This is a genomic window from Paracoccus sp. P2 (assembly GCF_046335115.1).
GTDB classification, from domain to species: Bacteria; Pseudomonadota; Alphaproteobacteria; order Rhodobacterales; family Rhodobacteraceae; genus Paracoccus; species Paracoccus pantotrophus.
On record NZ_JBGOSN010000002.1, the window covers coordinates 205711 to 220591 of the forward strand.

Sequence of the window (14881 nt, forward strand, 5' to 3'; positions counted from 1 at the left end):
AATAGCAGTTTATGTATGCAATTCTGCGCCAAGATTCCAGGCTGCTGCCTGACAAACACGGGAAATCTAACCGCACGGTGTAGCCCGCGCGGGGAAAAGCCCCGTATGCCCTCAGGCGCACCCAAATTAAAAATATATTTGACTGGTGAAATAAATATCATAAATGTGCCAAAAAATACAAGGGAGGAATCGATGAAACGAATGATCGCCGCCGCCGGCGCGGCCCTGATTGCGCTTGCGACGCCGGCAATTGCCGAGCAGCCGACCGTGGTCATCATGCAGTCCCTGACCGGCCCGGCCGCCTTCATGGGCGCCGGCGTGTCCGAGGGCATGGCCATGGCCTTTGCCGAGGCGAACGAAAAGGCCGAGTTCGGCGCCGGCAAGTCCGTCCGCGTCCTGGTCGAGGACGATGCCTCGGACCGCACCCAGGCGTTGACCCTGATCACCCGCCACGCCAACGCCCCGGAGGTCAGGATGATCCTGGGCCCGACCAGCGGCGCCGTCGCCATCGCCGGGGCCGAGCTGGGCAACCGGCTGGAACTGCCCATCGTCACCCTGACCAACAACCTGGACATCCCCGCCGCCGGACCCTGGGGCTTCATCAGCACGCAACCGCCGCGGCAGATGATGTCCTACCTAGCCGATTTCGCCGCCGACACCCGCAAGGTCGAAAGATGCTCGACCGTCTCGATCAAGGAGATCGAGGTCTATGTCGCCCTGCGCGCGGCCTTCGAGGATCTGGTCCGCGAAAAGGGCGTCGCCGTCCTGTCCAGCGAATCGGTGTCCTCCTCGGACATCGACTTCTCGACCCTGGCGACCAAGATCGCCGGGCAGGACATCGACTGCCTGTTCATCTCGGCCATGGCGGCTCAGGGCGGCAATATCGTGCGCCAGCTTCGCGAAGCCGGTCTAGACGAGAAGGTCGAGATCTTTGGCATGAACACCTTTTCCTCGCCCGAGTTCACCCAGACCGGCGGCGGCGCGACCGAGGGCGTCTACATGCTGTCCGACTGGGTGCCGGGCGGGTTCAACGACTTCTCGGTCGCCTTCGCGCAGAACTTCCAGGCCCATGCCGGCCGGGCGCCGGACAATTGGGCGGCGCTTGGCTATACCATCGGCCGCGTGGCCATCGAGGCGATGAAGGCCGCCGGACCCGAAAGCGGACGCGACGCCATCCGCGATGCGCTGAGCGCGACCAGGGACGTGGCCTCGGTGATCGGCAGCGGCTCCTACAGCTATGTCGACGACCGCTCGCCGGTCAGTGGCAGCAACGTGGTGCAGATCAGGAACGGCACCGCCGTGCTTTATACCGAATGACCCCCGGCAGGGCGCGGCAAGACAGCCGCGCCCCACCCAGATGGAGTGATCGCGATGGTGGCCGAGCCCCAGCATTTCCCGCATATCTTCCGCCCCCTTCGCATCGGGGGCATACAGCTTTCCAACCGGATCATGGCGCCGCCGCATGGCCGCATCATCGCCGATCCGCTGGCCTCGCCGAAAGAGGCCGAGCGCTTTTCCGGCTATTGGCTCGAACGGGTCCGCAACGGCCTTTGCTGGGTCGACGGCGTCAATACCTTCATCGACAACCGCATGGTGCCGCGCGGCTATGCGCCCTCGGGACTGGGCGCGACCCTGCGCGGCAGCGTCCACAACCCGCAGTATCGCGACCGCATGGCGCGCCTGGCCCAGGACATCCACGCCCATGGCGCCGTGGTGACGGCGCAGGTCATCAACCAGGGCGCCATGCCGCATTCCGCCTCGGGCGTGCTGGCCAATTACACCAACAATGCCGGCACCCACACCCTGACCGGCCCCGAGATCGCCCGCATGATCGAGGATTACGTCCTGGTCGCCCGCACCGTGCGCGATTGCGGGCTGGACGGGATCGAACTGCACGCCAATCACGAGGACGTGCTGCAACTGTTCCTGTCACCCGCAACCAACCACCGGCAGGACGAATACGGCGGCAGCGCCGAAGGCCGGCTGAAACTGCTGACCGACGTGCTTGCCGCCATCCGCGCCGAGGTGGGGCGGGATCTGACCCTCGGCATCCGCTTTAACATGCACGAGCTTTTCGAAGGCGGCTACGATCTGGACGAGGGCATCGCCATCGCCCGCGCCGTCGAGGCGACCGGGCATATCGACTTCTTCCACGGCGTCATCGGCAACAACTGGGGCGCGCCCAGCTATATCCAGCCGCATCTCTACGGCGTCGCGCAATGGTCCGAGATGGCCGGCCGCTATCGCGCCGCCCTGTCCGTGCCCGTGGTCTATAGCGGCCGCGTCGATTCCCCCGAGGCGGCCGAGGCCGTGCTGGCCCGCGGCCATGCCGACGTGGTGGGCGTCGCGCGCGGCTTTTTCGCCGACCCCGCCTTCGTCGCCAAGGCGCGCCAGGGCCGCAGCGCGCAGATCGTGCCCTGCATCGGCTGCAACGACTGCCTGCACGCGGTCTCGGTCGAGAAGCTGCCCTTCGGCTGCGCGGTCAATCCCCGCGCGGGTCGCGAGGCCGACCCGCCCCTCGCCCGCGCCGCCCAGCCGCGCCGGATCATCGTCGTCGGCGCCGGCCCGGCCGGGATGGAGGCCGCCGCGGTCGCCGCCGAACGCGGTCACGCGGTGGTGCTGCTGGAGCGGGAGGAAGCGCCGGGCGGGCAGATGCGGCTGGCCGCTGCCGTGCCCGAGAACCGGCAATTCCTGGCCTATATCGACCGCCAGCACGACCGGCTGCGCGCCGCCGGTGTGGACATCCGCCTGGGAACCGAGGCCAACCCGCAGGCGATCACGGCGCTTTCGCCCGACGTGCTGCTGCTGGCCACCGGCTCGCGCCCGCGCCGCCATGCCGTTCCGGGCGCCGAACTGCCTTTCGTGATCGAGGGTCGCGACCTGCTGGCGGGGCGGGCGCAGGTCGGCCGCCGCGCGCTGGTCGTCGCCCGCGAGGATCACATGCAGCCCCTGACCGTGGCCTCGGCGCTGGTCGAGCGCGGCGTGCATGTCCGGCTGCTGTATCAGACGCCGGCGGTCGCGCCGCTGGTGGGGAAATATTCCATCGGCGCGATCATGGCCCGGCTGACCGCCGCCGGCGCCGAGCTGCGCGTCATGGAGCGCGTCACCGCCATCGCGCCCGGCCGCGTGGCGACGCGCAATGTCTATTCCGGCGCCGAGGCGCTGCATGAGGGTTTCGACAGCGTGGTGCTTGCCTGCGGGGCCGAGCCCGAGACCGCGCTGGCCGAGGCCTTGCAGGCGCAGGGGATCATCGCGCCCCTGCTTCTGGGCGACGCCTATGTGCCGGACCGCATCCTTGCGGCGACGCGGGAAGCCTATGAGATCGCCTCGCGGTTGTAAGGAACGCGGCGGCCGCGAGGGGTTCGCGGCCGCCCGGCATGTCTGCCGGGCCTAGGGCTGGTAGCCGAAGGTTTCGAAATCGCGGGCGTAATGGTCGCGCACGCGGATGCGGTCGGCGGGGCTCCATTCGATCTCCAGCGGATCCGAGCGCAATTCGTGGGGGTTCTGCTGGGACGGGGTCACGCCCAGCCGCTCGGCCACGGCCGCCAGGGGGCTGGAGAGCCCGTCCTCGAGCTTGAAGACCTCGACATCCTTGCCGAGGAATTCCCATTGCGGGCGCAGGTGGTTGTCGAGGTGGAACTTGGCGCGGCGCTGCTGGTCCAGGTTTTCCTCGATCCAGGGCGAAAAGGCGGGCAGGCCCTTCCAGAAACTGTCCTTGGCCAGCTGTGCCCGCATCCGGTATTCGCTTTCGATCCGGTGATAGGGGTTGCGCACGATGGTAAAGGCGTAGTCGAAGAAGCCCTCGCCCAGCAGCGCCTCGATATCCTGCGCGCGATAATGCTGCGGCGTGCAGCGGCTGGCATGGGGAATGCCCATGGAAAACAGCCGCAGGGGGGCGATGCCCTTCATCCAGCTCTCGACCGAGGTGCCCCCCGCCTTCGGGATATGGATGAAGAGGATACGCTTGCCGTTATGCTGGATGAAGGGCATATGAAATATCCCGCAATCCTATCACGCAACTATTATTGGAATTCGTAACATTGATAGTCTTTTTGGTAAAAAGCCTTAATTTTCTCCGAAGCATTTGCGGATAAAGCTTCGACGGGTATCTTCGGCCCCCCGTTCTGCGCATGAGGCAAATCCAAAGGCATATTGGCGCGTTCGCTAAGGTCTTGCCGCAAGTTATCCAGCTCATCCATTTGGTATATCCGCGAATATATCTTAGAATTTTCCCCAAGGAAAGTCGCCTGCGGATCGGTGTGATGAGCAATCGAAGGAGAATAATGACGATAGATTTCCAATCTCTCTACAAAATCCTCCAAACTGGGATTCGGCATGGCCCCGGCGATTATTGCTTCAGAAGAAAGCCTCTTTTCGCTGAGTTCCTTGTGGAAACATACTCGGTTGGAATAACATGAAACAAACCTCCTGACAGGGTCGCGTACAACGCAAATCACATGGTGATCCCTGATCCTCTCCTGAATATTTTTCCTAAACGGAACCGTCGGATAATATCCGTGAATATGAAATTTTACGCTATTTCGAATGGTCGGAACGAAATCATGCTCATTTCGATACGGTAAAACATCGCCTTCAAAGAGGTGCAAGCCACCTTTGGAGAAGGAATATATGCAACCTTGATCTTGTCAACAATAATAGCCATTATCAGTCTTACTCCATTTTCACCAGGCATCGGGCCATTCATTAGATTACAGTATTGTAACCGTTCTCCTGATAGAATTCCTTCAACTCGGCATGGCATACTTGGATGGCCGTATTTGCCGCGTCCCAGTCGTGCTCGATCATGATCTTCACCGGATCCTTCCAACCGTCCCGCACATCCTGATAGGGCAGTTTATAGAGATCGCAGAATTCTGTGATGCGCGAATCATAGACCAGATAATAACAGGGTTTACCCTGCAACAGGGCCACCATGTTCCCATGGAAACGGAAGCCAATGATTGCATCCAGTTCGGCAGCAAGGGAAAGCCATTCCTCTATGCTCTTGACGCTGACCATGTGGCGGACAAGATCCTGCGGCGCCAGTTCCTTTTCGCCGGCGATGTTCTTGATCACGGCACTGGCGGCCTCCATGCGCTCGATCATCGGCAGTTTTTCATCCGCGACCTTAAATTCGGTCATCACGCCCTGCTCGAACAACGACAGCTTGGCGCATTCGCCAATCCCATACAGAATCGCATCGACATGGGCGCGTCGCGCCTCCTTGGGGGCAACGCAGAAGATATTGTCTGACAGCCCGCTGTGAAGCGATACACCCAAGGCGCATTTCTTAGTCGACAGGCGTTCTGGAAGGGAAATCTGCGGACATTTCAACGTATAGAAAAGCGAAGGACAGCCTGTTACCCGGATGTTGGATGCGCCCAGCCGATCCAGAACCGCGGCGGTGAAATCGCCCCTGACCGAAATGCTCTTGGAACGCTCGTTCAGACGGGCGACGAAACCTTTGGCTCCCTCGTTCTGGTCTAGGAACGTGACATCCTGCGTCGGATTTTGCGCCCCCAATCCGACGATCGCCAGAGGCGCGTCAATGCTGTCCAGCGTCTTGTTGACGGCATCGAAATCCATATTATTATGCAAATAGGTCGAACCGCGGATCAAGGCCCTATCAACCGACTGCGTCAGCAAGTTGCCGAAGCTCAGGCGAACGGTGTCTCCTAGGGCAACCTCGCGCAGAATGGCCGCACAAACCAGCATGTCGCCATAATTGGGCTTCCACTTCGAAGTCCGCATGTCCGCCCAAGTCGTCAGATTCTTATCGGACGAATGGTTGAAATGGACAAGAGCTGTTTTCATGTGTTGAACATTTCCTATTTGGTTTTTCAAGACGCGAGAAGACCGGCTTAGCGGCTTAGCAGCTGATCGAGCCGTCCGGCAAAGGGTCGGATCATGCTCCCCCAATCCCGCCCCTCCATATCCGCCCGGGCGCGCGCGGACAGGCGCAGGACCAGGTCAGGATCTGCGGCCAGCCGGGCCAGCGCGGAAAGCGCCTCGGCAACGGTCTCGTCCTGCGACAGCACCACGCCGTTCTCCCAAGGAAGCAAGACCTCGGTCACGGCCCCTGCATCCGTCGCGATGGGGATCACCCCCGAACGCATCGCCTCCAGGATCGTCAGCGGCAGCCCTTCGTAATAGGAGGGCAGGATGAAGACATCTGCCCATTCGAAGGCTTCCGCAAGCCCCTCCGGCGTGGTCAACGGGGGCTCCAGCATATTACCGATGTCTAGCGGGATCTCGACCGACATGTCGGCCATGACAGACTTGCCGATCAATCGCCATTCTAACGGCAAGCGCATGACCTTCGCCATCTCTACAATAGAGACCAGCCGCTCCACCCCTTTTTGATGATCTAGGCGGCCAAGGTATATTACGCGAAGTGGTGCATTGGCTGCCCGGTTTGCACGCCGGTCCGCAATCCGCTCTTCCGCGCCTTCCGGAAGGTCAAAGCTCGGGGCATTTGGAAGCGGTATGATCTTATCCGCTGGCATCCCCATGGCATGGCACCAGTCGGCAAGTTGGTGGGAGCATGGCAGAATCAGATCATAAGCGTGCTCAAAGGCCAATCCCAGATAGGTACTTCCATTATGGCGCCGGAACGGGCTAAGATCGCTCAGATGAAGTGAAACGGCTGTTTTCACACCCAAACGCTTCAACGGGCCCATTACGCCGGAGATTGCGCCCCCGTGGAAGTTGATCAGCAGGTCCAGCCAAGCGAACATTGCCGTTGCGTCGCCTTGGTTTCCGAAACGAGACCAGTCTGGCACACCAGTTCCGATATAGGACGACGAGGCGGGTTCCCAGATCTTGAAATCGGGATCCGCCAAGAAGGTCACGCTTTCAAAAGTTTCACGCCATTCTTGGCTGAAATTGCAGCTACTGGAATCAAGGACGAACAGGTGGGGAATCCATCCTTCCGCCTTCATCGCCTTGGCGACATTCAACGCTACGCGTTCAACGCCGCCGAACTCAACCAACGGCAAGGCAAAGCCTACATGACGACCATCAGTCGCCACACGCGGATAAGCCGCTGTTGATCTGGTCGGTGCGCGGGGGATCTCATGAGTCCTGGAGCGCCACGAAATTCCCGGAACGCGCCAGTCCCATTGCTGCGACAGCGCATCCCGGAAGGGCGAAGCCTGGTAACGTGCAGCCAGCGCCACCAGATCATGTGCGGCTGCGGTGTAAAAATCATCCCGCTCGTCAAGCAAGGCGTCCGGCAGTTGTAAGCGCAGCACCGTACTTGGAACATTGCATGGACGCGCAGCCAAGCCAGCGACCCAAGCAATCGAGCTGTCACGAACGACTTCGTTGAACAGGCCGGGGCGGACCATCACCATTGCAGCATGAAGTTCCGTCGACCCCTGCGCTTCTTGTTCGCTCCAGCCGATGCGGTCGGCTTCACGCGGCTCGATCTCCAACGCAGCGAAGCAATGCTGGGTCAGGCGGCGCTCCATCGTCCACAACACGCCATGCAGCAGGCGGCCGCGGCGCAGTTGCTCCAGCACCGACGAATGCGTCATCACCAGGATCGGCGGCATGTGATGCTGGCTGTTGTCGGTCTGCGTGCGCCACCATTGCTGCTCGAACTCGGCCACGGTCAGGACGCGGCCGTCGAGGGCGTCGGGATCGACCGTCAGCAGCACCTCGTGGCGGTCGGTCAGGAAGATGGCATAGCGCGGCGCCTCTTTCTGCTCCAGTTCCAGCAGCCCGCGCGGGCTGAACAGGCGCTTGTGCTTCTTGCGCATCTCGCTGCGGATCGCTTCGGCATCGCGCTCGGAATCGGCCAGCATGCTCTCGGCGCGCTTGCGATAGAGAAAGCCGAAATTGTCGATGTTGCGGCCGCGGAAGCCCGCCTCGGCGGCGGTCAGGAAGAAATCCCAATCCTCGAAGCCGGATTTGAACGAGGTGTCGAAATAGACCCCGGCATCAAAGACCTCGCGCCGGATCAGGCTGCCGGCCTCGCAGATGTTCATCACAGTATGGATCAGCAGAGAATAGTCGCCGCCGTAATCCCCGGCCCAGCTGAGGCCGAACATGTCGATATTGGGATAGATCCAGCCGGCGTCGGGATGCTGCGCCAGCGCCGCCATGGCATTGGCCATGGCGTCGGGACGCAGCCGGTTGTCGGCGTCCAGCATGTAGATCGCCTCGACCGAAGCCCATGTCGCCAGCGCATGACGAATGCCATGGTTGCGCGCATCGCTGAGCCCGCCATTGGGCTTGCGCAGGTAGGTGATCCGGTCGGGATAGCTCAGCGCATATTCCCGGCAGACCAGGTCGGTCTCGCGATGCGGGCAGCCGTCGTTGACCAGGACCAGCTGGATCGGGAAGTCCGCCCGCTGGGCCAGGACGCTTTCGATCGCCTCGGCCAGCAGCACCGAATGGCGAAAGATCGGCACGACCACCGCCAGCCGCGGCATCTGAACCGGCACCGTGTCCGCGTCCTGGGGGCGCAGGAGAATCTGTTGCATCCTCTTCCCCCTCAGAACTGCAGGCAGATGTTCGAGAAGGTAGACCAGCCGTAATGGTTGCTGGAATGCCCGCGCGGCAGGCGCGTCATCAGATAGAGGTCATGCGGCCTGTCCAGCGATTCGGGCAGCAGAACATGCGCCTGGCCCTCTTCCTCGGGCTGCAGCCTGATCCAGCCGGAACTCAGGGCCGGGTCGAAGACCGGCAGGCGGCCGGGCTGGTGCGGGCGCTGGTCCTGCGGCAGCAGCGCCAGCTGGTATTCGACCGGCGGCGCCTCGGCATGGCGGGTCAGGAGCGAGGCGAACACCTGCCGCACGCCCGGCAGGGCCAGCCCCGCCAGGATACCGCATGCGGTCTGGTCGGGCAGCACATGGACCAGCAGCGCCTCGCCGGACTGGAACAGCGGCACGGTATCGTGCAGCGTTTCCAGGTTGATCGCGGTCGCCAGCGTGTCCCGCTCGACCCGGCGCAGGCGGTTCTTGCCGCCGACCTGGATAAAGGCGTTCGCCGGGACCGGCGCCCTTGCCCCGGCGATCCAGCGCCAGATCTGCAAGGCCGGCAGGGTCTCGACCGGCTGGCCGTCGACCTCGGGATGGAAACGCGGCTCGGGATGCTGCACCGCGCTGGCCAGCCGGATGGTATCCCTGCCCTGATAGACGACGTTCAGCATCAGGCTGATCGTGTCCGGCCCCAGCGCGCGGTCCAGCGAAAAGCGCAGCCAGCCCTGGGTCAGCCGCGCGGCCGGCACTTCCCAGATCGCCAGGGTTTCGTTGGTGTCGGGGCTCAGCAGGCTGACGTTCAACACCCCTTCCGACGGGGGCGTCTCGTTGCTGATCTGGACCGCGATGTCGCTCAGCCCGACGCTGGAACCCGGCAGCCGCTGCACCAGCCGCGAGCCGTTGCGCAGGGTGATCGGCAATTGCCCCGAGACCGGCGACAGCGTGGTCTCCAGCTTGCGATGCTGCGGTCCGTGCCGATAGACGAACTGCTCGAGGTTCTGGAAGCTGGCCTGGATCTCCTCGTGCTGCTGGCGCAGCAGGCCCAGTTCGCGCATGAACCGGGTCGAGCGCTGCGCGCCTTGCTGCTGGGCCTTGGTCATCTGCACGACCAGCCATTCCAGCACCTTGGCGCGCGCATCCGCGGTATCGGCCATCTCCAGCGGGATTTCCGCCGGAGCATCGACATCCAGCTTGCTGCGCCACAGGCTGGCCAGCTTTGCCAGATGGCCCTTGCCGCTGTCCGACAGGGGCAGGCGGCCGATGACCCGCAGGGCCACCTGGTCGAGCGGCAGGACTTGCCCGCCGTCGTCGTTGAATTCGACATTGTCCGGCGTCCCGGAGGCGACGATCAGGGAGACCGGAAGCGAGAGCGCGGAAACCCCGTTAAAGTCTTCGGGCGCCACGAGAATGGAGGCAAATTGTTTGGACATGGGAATGGCGATCACAGTGGGATGAGGAGGGGGGAGGGGGCAAAAGGCCAACTTAGTAAACTAAACTCATCGGTTCTTGCGACATTTGAGCCCGAATGGCAACCGGGCACGAACTATCGCCAGGGCGGTATGCTTTCCGGTTGTATTAAGGCCGCTTTGTGACGGGCTTGCAAAGCGTTTTGCCATCTTGCTGCGCCGCCGGGGCAGGCAAAGCGCAAAGAACCGCTCATTCGGGCGGCGGGCTGCCGCCGGATTGGCCTGCGCCCGGCCCGCCCATCGCGATTCCCCCGGCGAATCACCGCCGGCAGGCATGTTTGCGCCGGCTTTTGCCCTCGCCCCGACACATGCTATAGACCTCGGGCGGCGTTGCTGACATGAGCCGTGGCGCGTGGCGATCTGCCGCGCAGCCCAGAGACGGGCCGGTCCCTCCGCAGCCGCGGCGGGGCAACGGGGATGAGGGAAGATGAAGATACTGCTTGTGGGCGCGGGACTGTCGGGCGCGGTGATCGGGCGCCAGTTGGCCGAGGCCGGCCATGACTGCCGCATCATCGACAGCCGCCCGCATATCGGCGGCAATTGCCATACCGAGCGCGACCCCGAGACCGGCGTCATGCTGCATCTTTACGGCCCGCATATCTTCCATACCGACGACGAGGGGGTCTGGGACTATATCAACCGCTTCGCCGAATTCGTGCCGTTCCAGAACCGGGTCAAGACCACCTCGCAGGGCGCGGTCTATTCGCTGCCGGTGAACCTGCACACGATCAACCAGTTCTTCGGCAAGACCCTGCGCCCGGACGAGGCGCGCGCCTTCATCGAAAGCCGCGCCGACCGCTCGATCGCCGAGCCGCAGAGCTTCGAGGAACAGGCGCTGCGCTTCGTCGGCCCCGAACTCTACGAGGCGTTCTTCAAGGGCTATACCGAAAAGCAATGGGGCTGCTCGCCGCGCGAATTGCCGGCCTCGATCCTCAAGCGCCTGCCGCTGCGCTTCAACTATGACGACAATTACTTCTTCCACCGGTTCCAGGGCATGCCGCGCGCCGGCTATACGGCGATGGTGGCGGCGATCCTGGACCATCCGCGCATCTCGGTCGAGCTGGAGACCCCCTATCGCCCCGAGATGGCGGCCCAGGCCGATCACCTGTTCTGGTCGGGGCCGCTGGACGGTTTCTTCGACTACAGGGCACCTCTAAAAATTGCCCTGACCTTGGCGCTGCGATATCGTGACATGGTGAACCGGCATATAGGGGATGCAGCGATGACGCAGATGGGTTTCTTTGNTCAGGACCTGGTCAGCGAGATGATGGAGGCCCGCGACGAGCGCCGCCTGCTGCGCTTCCAGAAGCAGATGGCGGGATACAAGCTGCTCATCATCGATGAACTGGGCTTCGTGCCGCTGTCGAAGACCGGCGCCGAGCTGCTGTTCAAACTGATCTCGCAACGCTACGAGCGCGGATCGACCCTGATCACCAGCAACCTGCCCTTCGATGAATGGACCGAAACCTTCGGTTCCGAGCGCCTCACCGGCGCGCTGCTCGACTGGCTGACCCACCACGTCACAGCAAGGTCGAACAGTTTGGGATTTTGTGCTGCGGCGTTACGCTTGAGCGTATTGACCCATCTGACTCTACCCAGGTCAAGCCGTCAAGGCGACTGCCTGCCGTATTGGTGCTTCCATCGTCGGCGTAGCCCCGGCGCTTGTTTCGGATCAGCGCCAAGGCCGGCTGTTACGCCTTGGGTCTGTCACCCTTTCCCGACGTTTTCAGCGAGCCAGGCCTTGATGAGGGACTGATAGGGCATGTCGCGCTTGTTCGCGGCGACCTTGATCCGGTCGAGCAGGGCGACGGGCAGGCGCAGCGAGATCGAGGTCGAGGTGGGCTTGAGGTTGGGCATGGTCACCCGCTCGGCCTCGCTCCAGTCCAGATGCTCGGCCGAGTCGTGGCTTTCCCAGAAGGTGCGCTCTTCCGCCTCGGTCTCGAAGTCCGGGATCGGCTTATGCTTCCTTGCCATAGGCGTCTCGCTCCTTTCGGCTCATGTCGCGGGCGGAGATCACCCGCAAGAGGCTTTCCCCGCCGCGCAGGGTGAAGGTGATGTGCAGCCTTCGCCCATCGTCGGTATGGCCAAGGGCGTGGAAACGAGCCTCGCCCCCGCTGTGTTTTCTGTCGGCCAGAACCAGAAGCGGATCGTTGAAGAAGACCTGCTCCGCTTCCGACTGGCTGACCTCGTGCTTGTCGGCGTTCTTCCGGGCATTGCCATCGTCCCAGTCGAAGCCCTTGATCCGAGTCCAGTCGATCATGATTGTATATTGGAGGAATATACGCGTTTGTCCAGTGCCACCGTCTTGCCCGCCATCATGCTTACGACGGTCGTCGCCACCCGCTCCGCCGCTGCCGCGAGATACTGCCCGTCGAGATGGGCATAGCGCTCCGTGCTGGCAGGGTTGGCATGGCCGAGTAGCTTCCCGGCAATGGTCAGGCTCTGGCCCTGCATGATGGCGTGGCTGGCATAGGTATGGCGCAGATCGTGCAGCCGGATGTCCTTGGGCAGGCCCGCCCGCCAGCGGATGACGGACCACTGATGGTCGATCTTGCCGATGGGGGCGTTCGGCAGGCGTGACGACGGGAAGACGAAGGGCGAGACCGCGCCCTTCTTCCGTTTCGCAAGCAACCGGATCGCGGGCGAGGACAGCAGCACCTCGCGCGGCCCGGTCTTGGTCGCGGCAAGGTGGAGCCGATCCGGCAGAACCTCGGACCAACGCAGCCGAAGGATCTCCCCGGAACGGCAGCCGGTCAGCAGGATCAGCCGGAGGGCATCGGCCGCGTCGCGGTGCGACGGCGGGCAGGATCTCAGAGCCTTGCCGAGCGCGGTGATCTGGTCGCTGGACAGCAGCCGCCCACGCGCCTTGCGCCGGTTCTTGCGGATCGGCGCGCAGGGGTTAGGTGCATCCTTCGGGATCAGCCTGGCGGATCGCGCGAAGTTCAGCATCGTGACCAGCAGACCGAGCGCCTGATTGGCGCCACCGGGCCGGGTGCGGGAATAGGTGTGGAACCATTGCGCGATCTCCGGCGTGGTCAACCGCAGCACAGGGCGCTTGCCGAATGCGGGGCGAAGCTGGGTGTCGAGATAGACGCGGCAGGAGGCCAGCGTCTCGGGCTTGTAGATGCCCTGTTTGACCGAGAGGAAGGCGTCGGCCAGGGCGTCGAAGGTCAGCGCCTTGGCCGAGGGGGGCGGGGGGGGGGGTGCCTCCCCCGCGATGAGCTTCAAGGCCTGGGCACGGGCATCGGCCAGGTCGATCCGGTCCACCGCGCCGATGGTGATGCGGCGATTGCCCATGCGCAGGGTCCAGGATTTCGCGCCCGAGGGCTGCACCCTCAAGCCGAGGCCTGGCACATGGGCGTCGTGCAGGGTGTATTCGCGCTTGCCCGGACGGNTGCGGCGATTGCCCATGCGCAGGGTCCAGGATTTCGCGCCCGAGGGCTGCACCCTCAAGCCGAGGCCTGGCACATGGGCGTCGTGCAGGGTGTATTCGCGCTTGCCCGGACGGGCATTGCGGATCACCGCCGGGGTGAAGAGGCTGAGGACGGTCATTTGCATGCCTCCTTCCTGATACGCGCGAGATCGGCCTTCACCGCCTTCCAGAACAGTTTCGGGTCCAGCCCGTATTTTTCGCAAAAGGCCGGGATCAGCAGGCGGGAGCGTTTGTACTCCCGCAGCAGATGCGGCGGGATGGCGGGGGAACTCGCCGGCGGCTTGGCGGGTCTGCTCGCCTTGACGAGCTTGGCGGGCTGGCGGCCCTTCCGGGAGAGGGTATCGTTCAGATGCTTGCCGACGCTCGCCGCCGCCCTGCGCAGCGTGTCGTCGGCCAGTTGCGTGTAGCCCTCGGTGATCGCCAGATCGCTGTGATCGAGCAGCCCGGCGACGGTGCGCAAGGGCTCGCCCGCGCTGACGGCGGTGGTCGCGAAACTGTGGCGCAGATCGTGCAGGCGCAGGGTCGGCATCCTGATCTCGATCCTGATCTCGCGCCATAGCGTAGCGAGTGATGCGGTGTTGACCGGCCTGTCATCCTGCCCGAACACCAGATCGCCGGTGCGGGGCAGGGAAGCCAGGAGATCGAGGGCAGGCGTCCCGAGCCAGATCGAGCGCGGCCCGGCCTTGGCATCGGGCAAGGCGGCGCGTGGCCCGTCGATCCAATCCCAACGCAGGGCCGTCGCTTCGCCGCGCCGGCATCCCGTCAGGGCGAGGAAACGGATCAGCGCCACGAGCATGGGCGCCTGCTTCTCCCGCGCGTCGAGGGCACGGCCGAGCCGGGCATAGTCCCTGGCGCGCAGCACCGTGGCGGTGAAGCCGGATTTCTTGCGCCGCATCCCGGCGCAGGGATTGCTGCCCGGCGGCCGCACCGCGACCAGTTCCGCGTGGCGCATCATGCCGGAGAGAACCGCCAGCACCCGGTTGCGCCCGCCGGGGGAGCGAGGCAGGGCCGCGAACCAGTCCGCGATATCCTCGGCGGTCAGTGCCGCGACGAGCTTCTCACCGAGATGGGGCAGGATATGACCCTTGATGCCGTAGCGATGCCCAACCAGCGTTGAAGGTTTCCACTGGCCCGCGCAATCCGCCAGCCATCTTTCCGCGAACGCGGCCACGGTCGTATCGGGGCTGATCGCTGCCGCGGCCCGTTCGGCGCGCAGCGCATCGAGGACGGCGGTGGCCGCTTGTCGGGCGGCTTCCCGCGTCAGGGACGATGCCGTGCCGAGGGTGCGCCGGGTGCTGCGCCCGCCGATCCGGGCCTGGACGATCCAGCTTTCCTTACCGAAGCGGTTGCGCAGGCCTAGGGCGGGAAACTCATCGTCCCATGCGATGGCATCGGCAAGGGGTTCATTGTCACGCCCCGGAGGCACGGGCGGGTGTTTCGGGGCAGCGGCAGTCTGCGATCGGGCCATGTTGGTCACTCCCGCTTTCCGTCAGGAC

Annotated in this window: 11 protein-coding genes and 2 pseudogenes; 4 read left to right on the forward strand and 9 right to left on the reverse strand. The window is 63.7% G+C overall.

The window, feature by feature from the left end; all coding sequences use genetic code 11:
• Nucleotides 1-192 precede the first annotated feature (192 nt).
• Entirely contained in the window at nt 193-1317 is a 1125-nt protein-coding gene (locus ACDP63_RS02175; protein WP_409927663.1) for an ABC transporter substrate-binding protein, read from the forward strand.
• A 54-nt stretch (nt 1318-1371) separates the two neighbouring features.
• Entirely contained in the window at nt 1372-3339 is a 1968-nt protein-coding gene (locus ACDP63_RS02180; RefSeq protein WP_409927664.1) for an FAD-dependent oxidoreductase, read from the forward strand.
• A 51-nt stretch (nt 3340-3390) separates the two neighbouring features.
• Here ACDP63_RS02180 and ACDP63_RS02185 read toward each other — a convergent pair whose 3' ends face one another.
• From ACDP63_RS02185 to ACDP63_RS02205, 5 genes are all read right to left on the reverse strand, one after another.
• The gene (locus tag ACDP63_RS02185; RefSeq protein ID WP_409927665.1) at nt 3391-3990 is read right to left on the reverse strand and encodes a sulfotransferase family 2 domain-containing protein; all 600 of its coding nucleotides are present in this window, start codon (nt 3988-3990) and stop codon (nt 3391-3393) included.
• A 32-nt stretch (nt 3991-4022) separates the two neighbouring features.
• Entirely contained in the window at nt 4023-4607 is a 585-nt protein-coding gene (locus ACDP63_RS02190; protein WP_409927666.1) for a sulfotransferase family 2 domain-containing protein, read from the reverse strand.
• 97 nt (nt 4608-4704) lie between these two features.
• A complete protein-coding gene (locus tag ACDP63_RS02195) occupies nt 4705-5814 on the reverse strand; it encodes a polysaccharide pyruvyl transferase family protein (protein ID WP_409927667.1) in 1110 nt (369 codons plus the stop codon).
• A 47-nt stretch (nt 5815-5861) separates the two neighbouring features.
• Entirely contained in the window at nt 5862-8489 is a 2628-nt protein-coding gene (locus ACDP63_RS02200) for a glycosyltransferase (RefSeq protein WP_409927668.1), read from the reverse strand.
• 11 nt (nt 8490-8500) lie between these two features.
• Entirely contained in the window at nt 8501-9916 is a 1416-nt protein-coding gene (locus ACDP63_RS02205) for a DUF6212 domain-containing protein (RefSeq protein WP_409927669.1), read from the reverse strand.
• Between the two features lie 463 nt (nt 9917-10379).
• Between ACDP63_RS02205 and ACDP63_RS02210 the strand changes: the two are divergent.
• Both ACDP63_RS02210 and ACDP63_RS02215 read left to right on the forward strand, forming a co-directional pair.
• Nucleotides 10380-11090, forward strand: a pseudogene (locus ACDP63_RS02210) (UDP-galactopyranose mutase); the annotation flags it as partial.
• A 114-nt stretch (nt 11091-11204) separates the two neighbouring features.
• Nucleotides 11205-11708 (forward strand): annotated as a pseudogene (locus ACDP63_RS02215) (ATP-binding protein); the annotation flags it as partial.
• Here the strand turns inward: ACDP63_RS02215 and ACDP63_RS02220 are convergent.
• The 4 genes from ACDP63_RS02220 to ACDP63_RS02235 all read right to left on the reverse strand — a co-directional run bounded on the left by ACDP63_RS02220 (nt 11660) and on the right by ACDP63_RS02235 (nt 14853).
• Nucleotides 11660-11926 carry a BrnA antitoxin family protein gene (locus ACDP63_RS02220; protein WP_116171256.1) on the reverse strand — a complete coding sequence of 89 codons (267 nt, stop codon included), beginning with the start codon at nt 11924-11926 and terminating at the stop codon, nt 11660-11662. The pseudogene ACDP63_RS02215 and the gene ACDP63_RS02220 overlap by 49 nt on opposite strands.
• Complete coding sequence (locus tag ACDP63_RS02225) at nt 11910-12212, reverse strand: BrnT family toxin (protein WP_116171255.1); 303 nt, start codon at nt 12210-12212, stop codon at nt 11910-11912. The genes ACDP63_RS02220 and ACDP63_RS02225 overlap by 17 nt, the downstream gene beginning before the upstream one ends.
• Complete coding sequence (locus ACDP63_RS02230) at nt 12209-13504, reverse strand: tyrosine-type recombinase/integrase (protein ID WP_409927670.1); 1296 nt, start codon at nt 13502-13504, stop codon at nt 12209-12211. The genes ACDP63_RS02225 and ACDP63_RS02230 overlap by 4 nt, the downstream gene beginning before the upstream one ends.
• The gene (locus ACDP63_RS02235) at nt 13501-14853 is read right to left on the reverse strand and encodes a tyrosine-type recombinase/integrase (protein ID WP_409927675.1); all 1353 of its coding nucleotides are present in this window, start codon (nt 14851-14853) and stop codon (nt 13501-13503) included. The genes ACDP63_RS02230 and ACDP63_RS02235 overlap by 4 nt, the downstream gene beginning before the upstream one ends.
• Between the last annotated feature and the right edge of the window lie 28 nt (nt 14854-14881).